This is a genomic window from Geobacter sp. FeAm09, from assembly GCF_008330225.1.
Classification (GTDB): domain Bacteria; phylum Desulfobacterota; class Desulfuromonadia; order Geobacterales; family Pseudopelobacteraceae; genus Oryzomonas.
The window spans coordinates 3,725,735-3,745,624 of record NZ_CP042466.1 but is presented as its reverse complement, the minus strand read 5'-3'; the positions used below and the strand labels follow the sequence as shown (position 1 = coordinate 3,745,624).

Here is a 19,890-nt window from a genome sequence, read left to right as displayed (position 1 = left end):
AGATCACTCCACGGAAACGGTAAGCCGCCCCACCCCCGCAATTTCGGCGACCATGCCGTCGCCCGGCTGGACCCGGCCCACGCCGGCCGGGGTGCCGGTGAGGATCACGTCCCCCTCTTCAAGCGTGAAGATGGTGGAGAGGTAGCTGATGATCGTGGCCACCGGGTTGATCATCAGGCCGGTGGAACCGTTCTGGCGTTCTGTCCCGTTGAGCAGCAGCCTGATGGTCAGGTCCTGGGGGTCGGGAACCTGGGCCGCCGGGGTAAATGCCGACAGGGGGCAGGAGGTGTCGAACGCCTTGGCGATCTCCCAGGGCAGTCCTTTCTTCTTGAGGCTGTCCTGCACATCCCGCAGGGTCATGTCGATGGCGACCCCATAACCGGCCACGTGGGAGAGGGCGCGGGCCTCGGGGATGTCCTTGCCGTCCGTGCCGATCAGGACCGCCAGTTCCGCCTCGTAATGGCATTGTGTGCCGTGGGGGGGATGACCACGGTGCCGCCGTCGTCCACGACTGCGGTGGCCGGCTTCATGAACACCACCGGCGCCGCCGGGGTCTCGTTGCCCAACTCCTTGATGTGGTCCACATAGTTGCGGCCGATGCAGAGGATCTTGCCGATCAGGTATTCGTTGTCCGTGGCCGGTATTTTTGCGGTTTTCATATGATTCCCTTTATAAACAGAGTTTAGAGACTTCCCCTGTTGGGGAGTCTGATGTCAGCGGAATAAGACAAGGTTAACCCACAGATGAGTCAAATTAAGTTCGCTGCCGGTCCGATGTACAAGCGACGAAGACTTCGTTACTTTTCCATCACTCATCTGATATGTCAGATGTTCCTCCTCGGACCATGCTGGTTCAAAGGGTTGATTGCATAAATCAGAAATCCAAGTGTTGATGCTTTTGCGCCAGTTTTCCTGAGTTTCTTCCTGGATATAGCCGATCATGCCGGCATGAGTGAAGTCGCCACCGTGAATAGCGCATTTGAAACGTTCGATACCTCCACAGGGTATATGCTTCCCATCTTTTTCATGTCCAATAACATATTCTTGACGACGCTCTTTGCCCAGAGTTGATGTCAGACGCTTTCCTTCAAAAACGGTAATTTTAGGTGGAGGTTCTGCATCGTCATCTACATAAAGATGGATGCCGATATCCGGTGCGGGGCTATCCCCGCGTGTCAAGTCCTCCATGCTTTGATGTTGGGCAATGAATGGCAGATCTTTCTGACGTGCTACCTTCGATATAAAGAGAGTGAGGTGGCTATTGAGGCCATTTTCGTTGCTGATATTCTTCTGTAGCGCAGATTCTGCGAATGTGGGTAGGGAAATCTCAATGAGCTCAACAACACTGTTGAATTGAGTGTTGAGAGATGGGCCGAGCAAGGTTCCGGTGCCGCCGAGCATGCGTTTTGCAGAGAAGTTGGTCACGGCGGTCAGTATCCTTGCCCCAAAAGATCAATCAAGGTTTCGTCCGCATCGCGAAGGGCAATGGAACGAAGCCAGTACCGCTTCTGATTCGGCTTGATCATGAAGATGACATTCTGTTCGTACAGACGTAGGATGCGATTTACAAATAGGCGGCTGCTATGTTGGTGCTGTAGCAGCTCCTCAAGGTAAGGAACTACCGTATCCTCTTTCGGCAATTCTATCCGAGGAGCATCACCGTAGCAAAATGGATAACAGATGAATGAGTCCATAAGGATTGGTGGTAACGGGCTGAATTTTTTGTACACGGGGTTGAGAATGTTACAGTACATATCTCCGAAGCTGTGCAAATCTGATTCATTCGTTTTGGTGAGGACAGAGGCCTTTTCGCCCTTACGTCGAAAATCGACGAGGTAATTACCGATATCCTCAACAAGGGCTTGCTCCCAGAAATTCAGATCAATATCCTGCATGTCATCGGGATATGGTAATGACATTATGTCGCTTGCATACAAAGAATTTGACCTCCCGACCAGTATCCTCCCACTGACCAGAGCGGCCAAAACTCCATAAAGCTTTGACTCATTAAGTCTTTTAGCAAGAACCCGCAATTGCCCTCTTTCGTTTTCCGGCGCATGAACTCCAACTATTTGATTTGTAAAAACCAGATAGTTGTCAGAATACGCCGCTGGAATGGCTAAGCCATCAACTTTTTCTCTTATCAGGACATGAGGAGGGGAAAATACGAGGCGTTTACTATTGCGCGTTCTCTCAAAGAAAATATCTTCACATGGTTTGACGGCTTTCCAATTAATGCCTTTTTGCAACAATGCTTCCGGAGGTACGTTGAGTTTTCCCGTAATCCAAGAAGCTATCTCGGGAATTTTTTCCACATCAAACATTGCTTTAAGCTCATCGGGTTTCAGCTCTGCCAGTTCTTTTACGTTGGGTAGGCTATTAAAATCACTTCCATTTCCTACACTATAACCTTCACCAAATTGCCAACCGTCATTTATTTTTTTTTCTTTCAGATACTCTCCCAATGTAGGGGCATCAGAAAACAAACGATCAAGCATCCGGTGAAGACGACCGCCACCGAGCAGATTGGTTTTCCAGGCATACGGACGCTTTGTAATCGAGCCGCGGGCTATCCAGTGAAAATCGTATGGATCCAGTTCAAACAACAGTTTTTCTTTGATAGCCCTGGTTCTACGGAAGGTTACGTGCAGAATTTTATCGGAGGTTGCAGGGGCGTTGCAGCCGATTATCGCCGCCGCCGCGACCTGCGCCTTTGAAAAAAGCACTCCTTCCAGCGGAGTAAAATCAAAAACCTGATTAATGTCATATTCCCCAAACAGATGACTACGGAATGGCAGCGCATTACCGTTGTAAAGCAGTGGTCCGGCTGGTTGAATCAGGCAAATCGCCGCATTTTTACGGGCAAGCCGGAATGATTGCTCAAGAAAGAGCAGAGCAAGCTGTGTGTCCGGGAGTTTGGGACGTTTATTGGTGATGCTCGCGGCTTCAACCCTCTTGGCGGCAACTGTTGTCAACTTGCTTTCAAAAGGAGGGTTGCCTATTATCAGATCAAAATGATTATTGAATTCTCCCGACTCAACCACCTCGAAGAAATCTCTAGCTGAAAGATTGCGTTTTTGTAGATTGTCAAACTTGAGTTTGTTCCAAATAACTAAAGGCTCCAATTCATCACAGAGTGCCACGCAGAGGCTGAATGCCGTGATCAAAACGGCCTCGGGTTTTTCGTCGAAACCAAAGATATTGTTTTTCAGAATTCCTTTCAGATCGAGATGAGTCGGTTGTCTCCAATCGTTGGCAATGCGCCAACATTGGATCAGACGTTTGAAGGCACCCACCAAAAAAATACCAGAGCCGCAAGCAGGGTCGAGGATTTTCCAGAAAAGGGTCTCGGTCGAAAGGGGTAGACACTGGTCCAGCAGGAAATCGACCAGCATGGGCGGAGTGTAGACAATACCCTTATCGCCAGTGTTACTCTCTTTGTCAGCGCCCTTAGCACCTAATCCCTTCTTCTCTGTCTTTGAATGATTTTTTGCAAGAAACTCTTCGTAGATATTGCTGATCAACTCCACTGGGAGGTCTTGAAACGAGTAGAGCGGCCAGAACAGCATCTGCCCCGTCGGGTCCTGATCTCCTTTCAGAAAGTCAGCAATAGGGGAAAGATCGGCTTGTTCCAGCTCCGATTTTTCATGGTTGGTCAACTCGAAAATGCCGCCGTTGAAATGTGCACTCAAATGGTCAAACAGCCTGATACAACTCCCCATTTCACGGAAAAGCGATTCAAGGTCATCATTGCTCGCATGGGAAAAGCGACGCAGAAAACCTTGTACAAAAACCCGGTTCCCGGCTGAATCCTTACGATCATTCAGGTATTTGACTAAAATCGCCATAACCAATATGCGATTTACGGTTTGTTCAGACAATATTTCAAGTTTGAGTAACTTTTGTCTGAATTCTTTAAGGTGGCTTAGCAGCTTGAAGTAGGCAGTATTCTCCAGCACGAAATCGTTCTTGAATATTGGGTTTTCCCAAAGTGTTCCAGCAGCGACTTCGCGAGCCACAAACGCTTGGTTGGCGGCCACTATATCTTCAAGTTTGTGGAATGGTGTGTAGACAGGCTCTTGCCGTTCCTTGTTAAAATCTGGTTCCTGGCGGCAATTGAGAATTTTAACCTGGGTTGAGGTTATGACAAAAACCAGGGGTACAACTCCGGCATTCCAGAGGCGGAGGTGGATATTGGCATAGAACTTTTCATTCAGAGTAAGTGCTATGTCGCGATATACATAAATCTGGGGAATTGGAGAGCGTTTGTCGCCTTCGGGGAATATACGGAAGAAAACAGCATCGGCCTCATAGGATTCTGCCTGTTCCAGCGCAATTCTGATATGTGGTTCGGCGGCTTTCTTGTCCACGACAAAAAAAAGACTCGTCGGCTCTCCGTCGGCTGGGAGCATCTCCATACGGCTCAATTCGTCTCTGAAATTATCGTCGATCAAAGCACTCATACTTCTTCAGTCCATAAGTGAATAAATTGGTTGCGCCCAGTGTTTCAATATACATCCTTACTGAATTTATAATAATATTCGAAGCATATGACAAGATAAGTCATTCTGTCCACAATAAAGCATTTATTTACTTTAGCTCTGCACGTTAATAAGCTGGCTCGTCAATATACATGCACATTCATAGCAGGCTCTCTCCTGTCATCTCCGTGGGTTGGGCCAGGCCCAGGAGCTTCAGCATGGTCGGCGCGATGTCGGCCAGCCGGCCCCCTTCGCGCAACACGGCATCTTTGCGGTTGTCATCCACCAAGAGCAGCCACACCGGGTTGGTGGTGTGGGCCGTGAACGGCTCGCCGTTGTCGTCCGCCATCTGCTCGGCGTTGCCGTGGTCGGCCGTGATCAGCGCCGTGCCCCCCTTTTCCCGCACCTTGGCCACGATCCTCCCCACGCAGTCGTCCACCACCGCCACCGCCCTGACGGCCGCGTCCAGGATGCCGGTGTGCCCCACCATGTCGCAGTTGGCGAAGTTGAGGACGATCACGTCGTAGAGGTCCCGGTCCAGGCGCTTCAGCAGCTCCTCCGTCACCGGGTAGGCGCTCATCTCCGGCTTCTGGTCGTAGGTGGCCACCTCCTTGGGGGAGGGGATCAGGCAGCGTTCCTCGCCGGGGAAGGGTGTTTCCACGCCGCCGTTGAAGAAAAAGGTCACATGGGCGTATTTCTCGGTCTCCGCGATGCGCAGCTGCTTCAGCCCGGCTTTGGCCAGCACGTCGCCCAGGATGCTGGTCAACTGCTCGGGGCCGTAGGCGATGGGCAGGCCGAAGGTGGCGTCGTACTCGGTCATGCACACGTATTCGGCAAGCTTCGGGCGGCAGCGGCGCGGGAAGCCGTCAAAGCCGTCCAGCGCCAGGGCGCGGGTGATCTCCCGGGCCCGGTCGGAACGGAAGTTGAAGAAGATGAAGCCGTCGCCGTCCCTGATCGTGCCCACCGGCGTACCGTTTTCGGCGATCACGGCCGGGACGACGAATTCGTCGTACACCCCGGCGCCATAGCTGGCCTCGATGGCCTCCCGGGCCGAGGCGCGCCGTTCCCCTTCGCCGCACACCATGGCGTCATAGGCCTTCTCGACCCGTTCCCAGCGGTTGTCCCGGTCCATGGCATAGTAGCGCCCCATGACCGTGGCGATGCGGCCGACGCCGATCCGCCCGATTTCCTCCTCCAGGTGGGTCAGGTAGTCGCTGCCGCTCTGGGGGGGGTATCGCGGCCGTCCAGGAGGCAATGCACGAAGACCTCCTTCACCCCTTCCCGTTTGGCCAACTCCAGCAGGGCATACAGGTGGCTGTTGTGGGAATGCACCCCGCCGTCGGAGAGGAGGCCCGCCAGGTGGAGCCGGCCGCCGCCGGCCCTGGTCTTGGCAAGGCACTCCAGCAGCACCGGGTTGGCGAAGAAGTCATCGTCACGGATCGATTTGGTGATGCGGGTCAGGTCCTGATACACGATGCGGCCGGCGCCGATATTGAGGTGGCCGACCTCCGAGTTGCCCATCTGGCCGTCGGGCAGCCCCACCGCCATGCCGGAGGTGTGAATCCGGACATGGGGATATTCCTCCAAAAGCTTGGTGAGGTTGGGGGGGTGGGCCAGAGCCACGGCGTTATTTCCGGGATTGGCGTTGATCCCCCAGCCGTCGAGGATCATCAGGAGAAGCGGTTTTTTCATGAATGGACTCCGTATGCGATGGAATCGCGGATACCGTAAACGCGTGGCACAACTGTAAGTCAAAACAGCCGGGGCTTCAAGCGCTATGTCGAACATGCCCGCAGCGCATATAAAAAAAAGAGCCCCGATTCCGGAGCTCTTTTTTGTGATGATGCCTTGATTGCTGGTTTTTTACCGCCGGCCGCCCTCAACGCGGCAGGCTGTCTCTACCAGTTCCTGGTCCCGTGGCAGGCGGGAGAGCAGGACGTCCCGTTCCAATTGAGGGACGTGACGACATTGACGGTGCCGTTTGCGTGAGTCGCCGCGTTCACCGTGGTGCTGCTGTAGCCGGTCCCGTGGCAGGTAAGACAGGTGTAGCCCAGGCCGATATGGAACGAATGCTGGCCGGTTGCAGGAGGTATTGCGTGGCAGCTCCCACAGGTCGCCGCCGCCGTGGTGGCCGCCGATGCCTGGGCCGAAGCGGCGCTTTCGCCGGCGCTGTTCACTGCGGTGACAATGTAGTAGTAGGTGGTGCCGGCGGTAAGTCCGGTCTGGACATAGGGGCTGGTGGCGCCGGTGATCTTGGTGCCGCTCGTTTTGGAGACCCCGCTGGTGGTGGCGTAGTAGATGTTGTACGAGGTTGCGCCGCTGACCGCCGACCAGGAGACGGTCACCTGGTTGGTCCCGCCGGTGGCGCCCACGCCGGTCGGCGCGGCCGGGACGACCGGGGCCGGTGCGCTGGTGCTTGCCGATGCCTGAGCCGAAGCGGGGCTTTCGCCGGAGCTGTTCACCGCGGTGACGATGTAGTAGTAGGCGGTTCCGGCGGCGAGCCCGGTCTGGACATAGGGGCTGGTGGCGCCGGCGATTTTGGTGCCGGAGGCGATGGTGACGCCCGTGGCGGTTGACCAGTAGATGTTATAGGAGGTGGCGCCGGAAACCGCGGACCAGGAGACGGTCATCTGGTTGGTGCCGCCGGTGGCGGTCACGCCGGTCGGCGCGGTTGGAACGGCCGGGGGCGCCGCATTGGTGGTGGCCGATGCCTGGGCCGAAGCGGTGCTCTCGCCGACGCTGTTGACGGCGGTGACGATGTAGTAATAGGTGGTGCCGGCGGACAGGGCGGTCTGGACATAGGGGCTGGTGGCGCCGGCGATCTTGGTGCCGTTCGTTTTGGAGACTCCGCTGGTGGTGGCGTAGTAGATGTTATAGGAGGTGGCGCCGGAAACCGCGGACCAGGAGATGGTCGCCTGTTTGGCGCCGCCGGTGGCGGTCACGCCGGTCGGTGCCGCCGGGGCGGTCGGGGCCGGGACGGCAGCCAGGGTCGTCGCGGCAACCTGTACGGAGGCGGCGCTCTCGCCGGTGCTGTTGACGGCGGTCACCACGTAGTAGTAGGTGGTGGCGTCGGCGAGCCCGGTCTGGACGGCGGGGCTGGTGGCGCCGGTGATCTTGGTGCCGTTCGTTTTGGAAACCCCGCTGGTGGTGGCGTAGTAGATGTTATAGGAGGTGGCGCCGGTAACCGCCGGCCAGGAGATGGTCACCTGTTTGGTGCCGCCGGTGGCGGTCACGCCGGTCGGTGCCGCCGGGGCGGTCGGGGTCGGCACGGCGGCGTTGGTGGTGGCCGATGCCTGGGCCGAGGCGACGCTTTCGCCGGTGCTGTTGACGGCGGTCACCACATAGTAGTAGGTGGTGCTGGCGGAGAGACCGGTCTGGACGTACGGGGTGGTGGCATTGGCGATCTTGGTGCCGGTGGCGGTGGTGACGCCGGAGGTGGTGGCGTAATAGATGTTATAGGAGGTCGCATTGCTGACGGCGGTCCAGGAAATGGTCGCCTGGCCGGCGCCGCCCACTGCGGCTACCCCTGTCGGAGCTACGGGAGCCGCCGGGGTCGAGGGGACGTTGTCGGGGTAGAAGTTGCCGTTGGCGATGTCGGTCACCTTGCCGCTGTAGATGACGGCGCCGGTTTTGGCGTTGACGATCGACAGGACCCCATTGGCGACGGTGATTTTCACGTTGTCGAACATATCGTCGAGGTCGAGGTGGTTGGCGATGTAGCGCGAGGTGATCGGGTTGGTGTTCTGGGCGTTATACTGCTGGAGCAGGGGCTGCAGTTTTTTCAGCAGGGCGTCCACGGTCGCCGCCAGGTTCCCCTTGATCTTGCCCAGTTTGTCGTGATCGGCGCTGTCGTAGGACTTGGACGCGTCGGTATCGCCGGCGGCGCTGGCTACGATGGCGTCGGAAAGCGGGTTGATGTTGGCGGTGCCGGTGCTTTCGGCGAAGGAGTGGAGTTTGTAGCTGGTGCCGGCGGCGCTGCCCGTCGCCTCGAGGATGAAGGGCGCCTGCATGCCCGTCACGTCGATGGCAAACGAGCCGTCGCTGCCGATGACGGTTGTCCTCGTCTGTGGCGTGGCGGAGGAATCCTTGAGGCTTACCTGGCCGGACAAGGGCGCCCCGACGGCGGCCGTGCCGCTTACGACCTGGGAGGAAAGCCCCCCTCCACCGCCGCCGCAGCCGGCAATAAGACCCGCCGTTGCCAGAGAGAATACCGTGATTGCCGCCAGAGTCCTTTGTATCAGATTTGTCATTAATGCTCCTTTCCTTGAACCGTGTGGTGCGTTACCTGCCATGTCTATCCGTGTCTTCATTCCTTCTCCTTGCTTCCTGCTGCGGTTGGTGGAGGATGGGCAGCATTTTGTTTCGTTTTTGAGTTGGTTTTGCCTGGATACCGGGCACAAAAAAACCGGGGCCCAATATCGAAGTGATATTTCGGCGACCCGGCTGTCTCCATGAGACCCTGTAGGCTTTCCGTCCCACCCTCGCGGATGGTTTAGTATTATCGTGTACCACGGGTACTGCGCACCGGTTGAGTACGAGGTTCCGGCCGGTGCGGGTGTCCGCCTTCGAGGCGCTGCAACGCTGCTGTTCTCTTCACCTCCCCGTTGTCGGTTCCGGGTACGAAAAAAGCCGGGACCGAATATCTGGTACGATATTTCGGCGACCCGGCTGTCTCGATGAGACCCTGTAGGCTTTCCGCCCCACCCTCGCGGATGGTTTAGTATTGTCGTCTATCTTGATTGCTGCTGTTTTAATCAGCAATGTTTACACGGTATGAAAATAAACCGTTAAAGTCAAGAATAAATTTGCACATTCCGTGTCATTTTCGCTTCAGGGCAAGGGGAGAGCCGACCGCCGGGCGAAAAACGGGCCGGCGCGGGGGGCGGACGGGAATTCTTGCCCTGGCGTCCCAGATGATGTATTCTGCATCCGCCTGACAGGGGTGCGACGGGTTGCAGCGTTGTTGCCCTGTGATACTATTGCAGTAAAAGGAGCACGAACATGGCAAGCCTGAACAAGGTCATGCTGATAGGAAATCTGGGCAAGGATCCGGAAGTGCGCTATACCCCGTCCGGGGCTGCCGTCGCCAGCTTCAATCTGGCCACCAGCGAACGCTTCAAGAACAAGAGCGGCGAATGGGAAGAGCGTACCGAATGGCACCGGGTCACCCTCTGGTCGAAGCTGGCCGAGATCGCCGGCGAATACCTCTCCAAGGGGAAGACCGTTTACATCGAGGGGCGCCTGCAGACCCGCAAGTGGCAGGACAACAGCGGCAATGAACGCTACACCACCGAGATCGTCGGCGAAAAGATGCAGATGCTCTCCCCCAAGGGTGAAGGACGCCGGGGCGGCGACGTGACCTCGGAGCCGGTACATGGCGGGGGGGGATTCGAAGAGCCGCCGTTCCAGGATGACGATATCCCGTTCTAGAATCTGCCGTAACGATATTTGTAGACTAAAGCCTGTCGGAACCAGTTCTGATGGGCTTTTTTGTTGCTGCGTGCGGCATGGTCCATTCGGTGGCGGCCATCCGGCGCACACGCCCGGTTCGTACATGCCGGTGATCGGCTCGGTCCGTTCCCCCCGCCGGAAAAGCGACAAGCCCGGGACTGGGGTTGTGTGTTGTCTGCCATTTTCGGTCCATCGGGCAATGCTTGCCTCCAAAGCTGCACGCGCCCCTTCCCTGTCGTTGTCCTCGACACCCGGCATAACTACCTTGTTTCGAATGTATTTATCCATGTGAAACAGTGCCCGCCCCCCTGCGGCGTTACGACCATTATCCCGCGTTTCGGATTATCGGGCAATAATTGAACAGGATTGGTCTATACCTTTTTGCTCTCCTTGGGGTACGGTATAATCATCACGGGGGCAGTCCCGGGCAGGCGAAAGGAGAGCACGATGCAAAAACGGATATTGGGAAAAAGCGGTCTCGAGGTTTCGGCCCTCGGGCTGGGCTGCATGGGCATGAGCATGGCCTACGGGGCCCCCGCGGACAAGAAGGAGATGATCGCCCTGATGGCTAAAGCCGTTGACCGCGGCATCACCTTCTTCGACACCGCCGAGATTTACGGCCCGTACGCCAACGAAGAGCTGGTGGGGGAGGCGCTCGCTCCCTTCCGCGGGCGCGTGGCGATAGCCACCAAGTTCGGGATCAGGTACGACGCCGGCGGCCAACAAGTTCAGGACAGCCGGCCCGAACGCATCAGGGAGAGCGTCGAGGGCTCGCTCACGCGGCTCAGGATCGAAGCCATCGACCTCTACTATCAACACCGCGTGGACCCGGAGGTGCCGATCGAAGAGGTGGCCGGAACGGTGCAGGAGCTGATCCGGGAGGGGAAGGTCAAGCACTTCGGCCTTTCCGAGGCGGGGGTGCAGACGATCCGCCGCGCTCACGCCGTCCAGCCCGTGACGGCCGTGGAGAGCGAATACTCGCTCTGGTGGCGGCGCCCCGAAGAAGAGCTGCTGCCGACCCTTGAGGAACTCGGCATCGGTTTCGTCCCCTTCAGCCCGCTGGGCAAGGGGTTTCTTACGGGGACGATCGACGAGCATACCACGTTCGCACAGAACGACTTCCGCACCATCGTCCCCCGTTTCACCGCCGAGGCCCGCAGGGCGAACCAGGCTTTGGTCGATCTGCTCGGCGCCATCGCGAAGCAGAAGGGTGCAACCCCGGCCCAGATCGCGCTCGCCTGGCTGCTGACCCAGAAGCCGTGGATCGTGCCGATCCCGGGCACCACGAAGCTGCACCGCCTGGACGAGAACAACGGCGCGGTCGCTGTGGAGCTGACGCCCGAGAATCTGGGGGACATGGAGCGCGCCGCTGCACAGATCACGATCCAGGGAGCGCGGTACCCGGAAGCCCTGGAGAAAAGGACCGGGCTCTGAGCAGGGCCGTGTCACGGCAAAAACAACCGGAGGAAGAGAGGATGACGACGTTATGAACGTAAACGACCTGAGCGAGAGCGTGATTTTCCCCGTTGGGGAAAAACTCGAAAGCAGCAATTTCAACGGGACGGTATGGCTCAACATGCTGACCCCTTTCGGCTCGGCCCTTCCCATCGGGAACGTGACCTTTGAGCCGGGATGCCGCAACAGTTGGCACACGCACGCGGGGGGGCAGATCCTGCTGGTGACGGGCGGCAGGGGCTATTACCAGGAATGGGGCAAGCCGGCCCGGGAGCTTCACGCGGGAGATGTGGTCAATATCCCCGCCGATGTGAAGCACTGGCATGGCGCCGCCCGGGATAGCTGGTTTGTCCACCTCGCCATCGAGATCCATCCCGAGAAAGGCCCGGCAACCTGGCTGGAGCCGGTCGCGGATGACGATTACGACACACTGAAATAGGGGGCATGTCGGCTACCCAAGATCGTTGAATGCCCTGCGATGCCTCGATGAAGCCGGGTGCCCCCCGGCCTTTGCTGCCTGACCTCGGCCTATCGGGCAATGCTTCCGCCCGAAGCCCCGGGCGTATCCCCTTCACCCCTGGCCAGCCACGGTTCCCGTGAGTTGGCCAGGCGGGCCTGCTCCAGCCTTTTCCTGGCAGAGGCCTCTCTTTCGGCGGTTCGTACGATCAGGCAATAATTTGACAGGATCGGTCTACCGCCCTTTGCCGTTTCAGGTGTACGCTGCAATCATCAGAAGGACCTGTCCAACTGCCGGGGCCGCCGGCACAAAGAAAAGCCGTGTAGATAACCGGGTACAACAAAGGAGAAAAACCATGTTCAAGGCAAAGGCATATTCCGCTGCCAGCGCAACAGCGCCGCTGGCTTCCAGCACCATCCCGCGACGAGACACGACGGAACGCGACGTGCAGATCGAAATCCTCTTCTGCGGCGTCTGCCACTCCGATCTTCACCATGCCCGCGACGAGTGGCACAGCATCATGCCCACGGTCTACCCCTGCGTGCCGGGGCACGAGATCGTCGGCCGGGTCACCAAGGTCGGTTCCGCGGTCACGAAGTTCAAGCCGGGCGACCTGGCCGGCGTCGGTTGTCTGGTGGATTCGGACCATACCTGCCCCAATTGCCAGGACGGCCTGGAACAGCTCTGCCCGAACCAGACCCTCACCTACGGTTCCCCGGACAAACACCTGGGCGGGGTTACCTATGGCGGCTACTCGGACAGCATCGTCGTCGATGAGCGCTTCGTGCTGCACGTTCCCGCCAACCTCGACCTTGCCGGGGTCGCGCCGCTGCTCTGCGCCGGGATCACGACGTACTCGCCCATGCGCCGCTGGGGCGACATCAGGGGCAAAAAGGTCGGCGTGGTCGGCCTCGGCGGGCTGGGCCACATGGGGGTCAAGTTCGCCCGCGCCTTCGGGGCCCACGTCGTGGTCTTCACCACCTCGCCCGGCAAGAAAGAGGATGCGCTCCGCCTGGGCGCCCATGAGGTCATCATCTCCACCAACGCCGAAGAGATGAAGAAACACGCGGGTACGTTCAATTTCATCCTCGACACCATTGCCGCCGATCACGACATCAACGCCTACATCACCATGCTGGGCCGCGACGGCAACATCACCCTCGTCGGCGCGCCGGAAAAACCGCTCGCCGTCTCCGCCTTTGCCCTGCTGTTCGGGCGCCGCAGCCTCTCCGGGTCCATCATCGGCGGCATCGCCGAGACCCAGGAGATGCTCGATTTCTGCGGTGAGCACAACATCACCTCGGATGTGGAAGTCATCGCCATCCAGAGGATCAACGAGGCGTATGAAAGGCTGCTCAAGTCCGATGTGAAGTACCGTTTCTCCATCGATATGGCGTCTTTGAAATCGGAATGACCGCCGGACGATGTCCGGCTGGCGCCGCAGCCGGGTCACGGCAGAAGGGAACGTGGGAGCATATGACGAAGAAACTGGGTTTCGGCTGCATGAGGCTGCCGCTTCTGAACAGGGATGACCAGGCGTCCGTGGACAGGGAGGCATTCAACACGCTCGTGGATGCCTTTCTGGAAAAAGGCTTCAATTATTTCGACACGGCCCTGTCCTATCACGGCTTCAAGAGCGAAGAATTCGTTCGGGAGGCGCTGGTCAAGCGGCATCGGAGGGATGACTTCCTGCTGGCCACGAAGCTGCCGCCCAGGATGCTGACGGACGAGGGGGATCACGAGCGGATCTTCAGCGAACAACTGGAAAAATGCGGCGTCGAATTCTTCGACTACTACCTGCTGCACAACCTCGGCGTCAGCGCCTACCAGCAGGCCTGCCGCTACGGCTCCTTCGACTTCGTCCAGAGGAAAAAGCAGGAGGGGCGCATCGGGAAGGTGGGCATTTCCTTCCACGACACGCCGGAGCTGCTTGATGAAATACTGACGGCACACCCGGAACTGGATTTCGTCCAGCTGCAGATCAACTACATCGACTGGGAGAACCCCGGCATCCAGTCCCGCAGGTGCTACGAGGTCGCCCGCAGGCACGGTATGCCGATCATCGTCATGGAGCCCTGCAAGGGGGGCAACCTCGCCGTGGTCCCCGCCCAGGCGGAAGAGCTGATGAAGTCCTACGCTCCGGGCGCGTCCGTCCCGTCATGGGCCATGCGGTTTGCGGCCAGCCTGGAAGGGGTGATCATGGTGCTCAGCGGCATGGGCACCATGGAGCAGGTGCTCGACAATACGTCGTACATGACGGACTTCAAGCCGCTTTGCGCAGACGAGTACCGGATCATCGACCGGGTGGCCGGCATCATCAACGCGGACACGGCCGTCCCCTGCACGACCTGCCAGTACTGTGTGGACAAATGTCCGCAGAATATACCGATCCCGAGCTACTTCGCGCTGTACAACAGCTCGAAACGCGCCGTGACCGACAACATTTCAAGCCAGTTCGTCTATTACCTGAACCTGGCCTCGGACCACGGCAGGGCCGGCGACTGCATCGGCTGCAGAAAATGCGAAGAAGCCTGTCCGCAGCATATCCGGATCTCAGAACTCATGACGGCCGTGTCGGCTACCTTCGACGACGGCCCGGGACTGCCGGCCAAGTAGTCGCTCCGGCGAGCCCGGATATAAATACACCTCAACAAGGATTGCGCATGCCAGAGAACCAGAAATACCAGAACCTTCTCCAGGATCTGCGGCAGATGGGAAAGGCCGTTGTGGCTTTCTCGGGGGGTGTTGACAGCACCTTCCTGCTGTATGCCGCCCGCGAGTCTCTGGGGGCGCATGTCGTGGCCGTGACCCTGGCGACTCCGTACATCCCCCGCAGCGAGGTTGCAGAGGCCAAGGCCCTGGCGGACTCCCTCGGCGTCCGCCACCGGGTGGTCATCGAACCGTTCCCGGAGGCGATCCGGGACAACCCGCCGGATCACTGCTACCTGTGCAAGCACCACCTTTTTTCGGCTTTGCTGGCCATGGCGGCCGGAGAGGGGATCGGCCATGTCCTGGAGGGGACCAATGCCGACGACCTGCAGGATTTCCGCCCCGGTCTCCGGGCGCTCCGGGAACTGGGGGTCGAGAGTCCGCTCCTGGGGGCCGGTCTGGCCAAGGACGATATCCGCCGGCTGTCCAGGGAACTCGGGCTTTCGGTATGGGACAAACCGGCCAAGGCCTGCCTTCTGTCGAGGATTCCCGTGGGCACACGGGTGGAAGAGGCGGAACTGCGCCGCATCGAAGAGGGGGAAGAGTTCCTGGCCCGGATCGGATTCCCTGCGGTTCGGCTTCGGAGCCATGGCGAGATCGCCCGGATCGAAGTCCCCGGGGAGGAGATCCCCGCCCTGATTGCCGCCGCCGGGCGGCACGGCATCGACGACAGGCTGAAAGGCCTGGGATACCGCCATGTGGCCGTGGATCTGGCCGGCTATCGCCGGGGCAGCCTGAACCGGCACCCGGATGCGGCAAGCCCCGGCGAGGTACCTGCATAGCGTGGAGACATGCCGCGCCGCCCTGTCCGCACGGTGACGGGGCCATGTCCGCCTGTTTTTTCGAATCCGGACAATCGGGCAAGAAATCAACCGGTTTAGGCTATCGCCTCCGCTCTCACCATAGTAATATCCCAGAGCCCGGGGCCTTGCCCCGGCGTATGCGGGCAGCACAAATTGCAAATCGGCTACATTGCAGGTAACGGGACTGGATCACAGCATTTTTCGCAAAAAAATGTACGCAATTTCCAAGGAGGTGTTACATGGCAAACGATATTTCACGTCGAAATTTTCTACAGACAGGTGCTATTGCACTGGGAACCGTCGCCGTAAGCAGATTTGGCGGCATAAGTGATGTTTTTGCCGCCCAGCAGGAAAAATCCCGCGTCTTCTTCACGAACGACATCAGCGCCGCCGGACTGCTGCGGGTCTATTCCCACATCAACCAGGGCATAACCGGCAAAGTCGGGATCAAGGTGCACACCGGCGAGCCGCACGGCCCCAACATACTGCCGCGGGACATGGTGAAGGCCCTGCAGCAGCGTATTGCCAACAGCAACCTGGTGGAAACCAACACCCTCTACAAGGGCAAGCGATACACGACGGCGGACCATCGCGAAACCATCAGGATCAATGGCTGGGATTTCTGCCCGGTGGACATCATGGACGAGGAGGGGGCGGTGATGATCCCCGTCAAGGGGGGGAAGCGCTTCAAGGAGATGTCCGTAGGCAAGCACATGCTCAATTATGATTCGATGGTCGTGCTGACCCATTTCAAAGGGCACGCCATGGGCGGCTTCGGAGGTTCGCTGAAGAATATCGCCATAGGCTGCGCGGACGGGCCCATCGGCAAGAAAATGGTCCACGCCGCCCCGGATAACGAGCATTACGAGAGCTGGCTCAAGGGTGAACCGTTTCAGGAGAACATGGTGGAGTCGGCCAAAGCCACCATAGATCATTTCGGCAAGCGGATCGTCTATATAAACGTGCTGCGCAATATGTCCGTGGACTGCGACTGCGCCGGCACCAATGCGGCTCCGGTCAAGGCGCGCGATCTGGGCATCCTGGCTTCCACCGATCTTTTGGCCGTAGACCAGGCTTCCATCGACATGGTATATAAGCTGCCCGAAGCGGAACTTCACGACCTCAAGGAACGGATAGAATCCCGGAAGGGGCTGCGCCAGCTGTCGTACATGAAAGAGCTGAACATGGGCAATGACCGGTATTCGTTGATTACGCTCTAAGGACAAGAGGCGATATGGACCACGGTATTCTTTTCGACCATTCCCGCACCGCGCGAATCGGTCTGCCGGAAACGGTTTTCTGCGAAGGAAAGCCGTTTCCGGCGTTGGCAGAACTGCTTTCCCGCTTCGGCAGGGGGGCCGGCGCCCCTGTCCTGTTCACGCGGCTTGCCCCGGATGTTTTCGCCCAAGCCCCCGAAGCGGTGCGCAACGGCTATGACTACCACCCGTTATCCCGCACGGCGTTCGGGGATACGCTCTCCCCCAAGGCCAGGGGAAGGGTTGCCGTGGTCTCCGCAGGGACGTCGGACAGCTTCGTGGCGTGGGAAGCGGCACGCACCTTGACCTATTTGGGAATTCAGCATAAGATTTTCGAGGATTGCGGCGTGGCCGGACTATGGCGGCTTGCGGAGCGCCTGGAAGAAATCAACGCCTTTGACGCGGTAATCGTGGTGGCCGGGTTGGACGCCGCCCTGGCGAGCGTGATGGGCGGCCTCACGCCCAAGCCGATTTACGGCGTGCCGACCTCCGTGGGATACGGCGTGGCCCGGGGCGGCAAGGCCGCGCTGGCCAGCATGCTCTCCAGTTGCGCTCCCGGCGTCGCGATCATGAACATCGACAATGGCTACGGTGCCGCCTGCGCCGCAGCGAGGGTGGTCAACGGATTATGAGTGCCGCCGGGGAGGGGCACACGCCGGAAGGGCACGGCCATCACCATGGGCACACCCATCACCACGGGCATGACCGGAGCGAAAGCGGGAAACGGCATGGCCGGGTCCTGACCATACGGGCCAATTCGGGCCTCTCCGGGGACATCTTGCTCGCCGGGCTGCTGCGTATGACGGATACGGGAGAGGCGGAAACGGACCGGCTGCTCTCCGCCATCCTTCCCGAACTGTCCGGAACCGTGCGCCTGGCCAAACGGCAGGTGAACCACATCGGCGGCTGGCACGCGGAAGTCGCGCTGCCGCATCAGCATGAACACCGGACGCTTGCGGACATCACCACGCTCATTGCCGTAAGCGGTATGGACGACGCGGCGAAGCGCCTCGCCACGGCCGCTTTCACCCTGCTGGCAACGGCTGAGGCTGCGGTGCACGGGAAAAAAACTGAAGATGTCCATTTCCACGAAGTCGGTGCCTTGGACAGCATTCTTGACATTTGTCTCTCCTGCGAACTCTTCACCCGGCTTGCCCCTGCACGTTTCGTGGTCAGCCCGCTGCCGCTGGCGGATGGCGGCGTCGCCTGCGCCCACGGCATCATCCCGGTTCCGGCCCCCGCCGTACTGGAACTCCTTGAGGGCATCCCGGTCCGCCCCTTCCCGGATGAGGGTGAAACCATAACGCCGACGGCAGTGGCACTGCTGCGCAGCCTCGGTGCGACCTTCGGGCCATGGCCAGCCATGCGGGTGGAGCGGCAGGCTCTTGTCTATGGCTCGCGGGTCTTCGTCAACGCCCCCAATGGGGCGATCTTTGCCTGGGGGCCGGGGGACGGTTGACCCCCGCCACCCGGGCTTCCCAGAGAGAGGAGCAGCATGCAGTACGGCGGTATCTCCAGCAGGATTCTTGTGGCCTATTTTTCTCACCGTGGCAACACTCGCGAAATTGCCAATCACATTCACAAAAACATGGGCGGCGATATTTTCGAAATTCAGGTCGTAAAGCCGTATCCCCACGATTGCCAGGCGCTTGTCCTGCAAGCGCGGCAGGAACTGGATTCCGGCCATAAACCGGCACTGAAGGCAAAAATCGGGAACATCGAGCCGTATGATCTGGTTTTCATAGGCTACCCCAACTGGTGGAATACCGTTCCCGCTCCGGTCAGGATTTTTCTGTCGGCATCAGATTTCTCGGGGAAGGCCATTGCACCGTTTTGCACGCACGATGGCAGGGGGTTGGGGCGGAGCGTTATGGACATCGCGAAGCTTTGTCCGAAATCGACCGTGCTGGACGGCGTTGCCATCATTAAGGGCGGGGATGTGAAAACCGCGCGCAGCGATGTCTCCGCGTGGTTGGGAAAATTAAGGAAAGGTGACCTCTTGCAATGAATAAAAGAGTTCTCGTGCTGTCTTCCAGTCCACGGAGGGGCGGAAATTCCGACCTTTTGTGCGACCAGTTCGCCAGGGGAGTGCAGGAAGCTGGGCACCCCGCCGAAAAAATTTTTATAAAAGATAAAAAAATCAATTACTGCACGGGATGCGGTACCTGCCTCAATGGCAGGAAGAGTTGCCCCCAGAAAGACGACATGGCCGAAATCCTGGAGAAAATGATTGCCGCCGATGTGATCGTCATGGCGACCCCGGTCTACTTCTATACGATGTGCGCACAAATGAAAGCGCTGATCGACAGGACCTGTTCCCGGTATACCGAAATCAGCAACAAGGAATTCTACTTCATCGTTGCGGCTGCGGACACCGGCATACCGGCAATGGAAAGGACCCTGGAAGGGTTCAGGGGATTTACCTCGTGCCTTGCCGGCGCTCAGGAAAAAGGCATCATCTACGGCGTCGGCGCCTGGAACATGGGGGACATTACGGAAACCCAGGCCATGGGACAGGCATATGAAATGGGCTCACGCGTCTAAATCGGCGCCCGGGGCAGCCCCGTGAAGGGGGCGGCCTGCGCTGTCGCCGCGGTTCTCGTGCACAGGGGGGGCGTGGCCGAAAAATCACGAGCACAGACATGCCGCACCATGGTATGATTTCTCCATGAGCGGGTGCCGCATGCTGCCGGATGGGCCGGTGGGCCGTCTGGCGGGCGCGGGCCAAAGCGGGGGAGGACACCATGGAACGGTATTGCATGATCCGGACGCCCTTGGGGGAGATGGTCGGGCTGGTTGAACAGGAACACCTCTGCGGGCTCTGGTTCGTCGGCCAGAAATATGCCCCGGAATTCTTCAGCGAGTGGCGGCAGGACCCGGACCACCCGGTTTTTGCGGCGCTGCGGGGGCAACTGGAGGCCTATTTCGCCGGCCGGCCCACCCGGTTCGATCTGCCCCTGGCTCCCCGGGGCACCGAATTCCAGAAGGCGGTCTGGGCGCTGTTGCGCACCATCCCTCCGGGGACGGTCACCACGTACGGCGCCCTGGCCCGGCACCTGGGGGAAAAACGCGAAGGGAGCGGCACCTCGGCCCGGGCGGTGGGCAGCGCTGTGGGGCATAATCCGATCAGCATCGTCATCCCCTGCCATCGTGTGGTGGGCGCGGACGGTTCCCTGACCGGTTATGCCGGCGGCCTGGAACGCAAGGCCGCCCTGTTGGACCTGGAAAATGCCGAATTCACGCCGCCGCGCCCCCCAAGGGGGCTGTAATGGGATGGTG

General features: G+C 59.1%; 15 protein-coding genes, 2 pseudogenes and 2 riboswitches. Of the genes and pseudogenes, 12 read left to right on the top strand and 5 right to left on the bottom strand.

Going from position 1 to position 19,890, the window contains the following annotated elements; genetic code table 11:
- Nucleotides 1-3 precede the first annotated feature (3 nt).
- The 5 genes and pseudogenes from FO488_RS17600 to FO488_RS17580 form a co-directional block, all read right to left on the bottom strand.
- Nucleotides 4-659, bottom strand: a pseudogene (locus FO488_RS17600) (fumarylacetoacetate hydrolase family protein).
- A gap of 54 nt (nucleotides 660-713) precedes the next feature.
- Nucleotides 714-1,424 (bottom strand): hypothetical protein, encoded by a 711-nt coding sequence (locus FO488_RS17595; protein ID WP_149211754.1) that lies wholly within the window; start codon nucleotides 1,422-1,424, stop codon nucleotides 714-716.
- 5 nt (nucleotides 1,425-1,429) lie between these two features.
- A complete protein-coding gene (locus tag FO488_RS17590) occupies nucleotides 1,430-4,462 on the bottom strand; it encodes a class I SAM-dependent DNA methyltransferase (protein WP_149211753.1) in 3,033 nt (1,010 codons plus the stop codon).
- A gap of 178 nt (nucleotides 4,463-4,640) precedes the next feature.
- Nucleotides 4,641-6,172: pseudogene (gene gpmI, locus FO488_RS17585) on the bottom strand (2,3-bisphosphoglycerate-independent phosphoglycerate mutase).
- A gap of 206 nt (nucleotides 6,173-6,378) precedes the next feature.
- The gene (locus tag FO488_RS17580; RefSeq protein WP_168206090.1) at nucleotides 6,379-8,730 is read right to left on the bottom strand and encodes a fibronectin type III domain-containing protein; all 2,352 of its coding nucleotides are present in this window, start codon (nucleotides 8,728-8,730) and stop codon (nucleotides 6,379-6,381) included.
- A 180-nt stretch (nucleotides 8,731-8,910) separates the two neighbouring features.
- Nucleotides 8,911-8,987, bottom strand: a riboswitch (cyclic di-GMP riboswitch).
- 148 nt (nucleotides 8,988-9,135) lie between these two features.
- A riboswitch (cyclic di-GMP riboswitch) is annotated at nucleotides 9,136-9,212 on the bottom strand.
- 269 nt (nucleotides 9,213-9,481) lie between these two features.
- Here FO488_RS17580 and FO488_RS17575 point away from each other — a divergent pair.
- The 12 genes from FO488_RS17575 (at nucleotide 9,482) to FO488_RS17515 (ending at nucleotide 19,880) form a co-directional block, all read left to right on the top strand.
- Nucleotides 9,482-9,910 carry a single-stranded DNA-binding protein gene (locus FO488_RS17575; RefSeq protein ID WP_149211752.1) on the top strand — a complete coding sequence of 143 codons (429 nt, stop codon included), beginning with the start codon at nucleotides 9,482-9,484 and terminating at the stop codon, nucleotides 9,908-9,910.
- Between the two features lie 468 nt (nucleotides 9,911-10,378).
- Nucleotides 10,379-11,365 carry an aldo/keto reductase gene (locus tag FO488_RS17565; RefSeq protein WP_149211751.1) on the top strand — a complete coding sequence of 329 codons (987 nt, stop codon included), beginning with the start codon at nucleotides 10,379-10,381 and terminating at the stop codon, nucleotides 11,363-11,365.
- 52 nt (nucleotides 11,366-11,417) lie between these two features.
- Nucleotides 11,418-11,825 (top strand): cupin domain-containing protein, encoded by a 408-nt coding sequence (locus FO488_RS17560; protein WP_149211750.1) that lies wholly within the window; start codon nucleotides 11,418-11,420, stop codon nucleotides 11,823-11,825.
- 373 nt (nucleotides 11,826-12,198) lie between these two features.
- Nucleotides 12,199-13,257, top strand: coding sequence for an NAD(P)-dependent alcohol dehydrogenase (locus FO488_RS17555; RefSeq protein ID WP_149211749.1), 1,059 nt, complete (start codon nucleotides 12,199-12,201; stop codon nucleotides 13,255-13,257).
- 62 nt (nucleotides 13,258-13,319) lie between these two features.
- Nucleotides 13,320-14,459: an aldo/keto reductase gene (locus tag FO488_RS17550; RefSeq protein WP_149211748.1), complete on the top strand. Its 1,140-nt coding sequence runs from the start codon at nucleotides 13,320-13,322 to the stop codon at nucleotides 14,457-14,459.
- A gap of 47 nt (nucleotides 14,460-14,506) precedes the next feature.
- The gene (gene larE, locus FO488_RS17545; RefSeq protein WP_149211747.1) at nucleotides 14,507-15,334 is read left to right on the top strand and encodes an ATP-dependent sacrificial sulfur transferase LarE; all 828 of its coding nucleotides are present in this window, start codon (nucleotides 14,507-14,509) and stop codon (nucleotides 15,332-15,334) included.
- Between the two features lie 260 nt (nucleotides 15,335-15,594).
- Complete coding sequence (locus FO488_RS17540) at nucleotides 15,595-16,575, top strand: DUF362 domain-containing protein (RefSeq protein WP_149211746.1); 981 nt, start codon at nucleotides 15,595-15,597, stop codon at nucleotides 16,573-16,575.
- A gap of 14 nt (nucleotides 16,576-16,589) precedes the next feature.
- Nucleotides 16,590-17,243: a nickel pincer cofactor biosynthesis protein LarB gene (larB, locus tag FO488_RS17535; protein ID WP_149211745.1), complete on the top strand. Its 654-nt coding sequence runs from the start codon at nucleotides 16,590-16,592 to the stop codon at nucleotides 17,241-17,243.
- Entirely contained in the window at nucleotides 17,240-18,070 is an 831-nt protein-coding gene (locus FO488_RS17530; protein WP_149211744.1) for a LarC family nickel insertion protein, read from the top strand. Before larB ends, FO488_RS17530 begins: the two co-directional genes overlap by 4 nt.
- Nucleotides 18,071-18,106: 36 nt before the next feature.
- Entirely contained in the window at nucleotides 18,107-18,619 is a 513-nt protein-coding gene (locus FO488_RS17525) for a flavodoxin (RefSeq protein WP_205743299.1), read from the top strand.
- Nucleotides 18,616-19,155, top strand: a complete 540-nt coding sequence (locus FO488_RS17520; RefSeq protein WP_149211743.1) for a flavodoxin family protein — start codon at nucleotides 18,616-18,618, stop codon at nucleotides 19,153-19,155. The genes FO488_RS17525 and FO488_RS17520 overlap by 4 nt, the downstream gene beginning before the upstream one ends.
- A gap of 200 nt (nucleotides 19,156-19,355) precedes the next feature.
- The gene (locus FO488_RS17515) at nucleotides 19,356-19,880 is read left to right on the top strand and encodes a methylated-DNA--[protein]-cysteine S-methyltransferase (RefSeq protein WP_149211742.1); all 525 of its coding nucleotides are present in this window, start codon (nucleotides 19,356-19,358) and stop codon (nucleotides 19,878-19,880) included.
- Nucleotides 19,881-19,890: the final 10 nt, after the last annotated feature.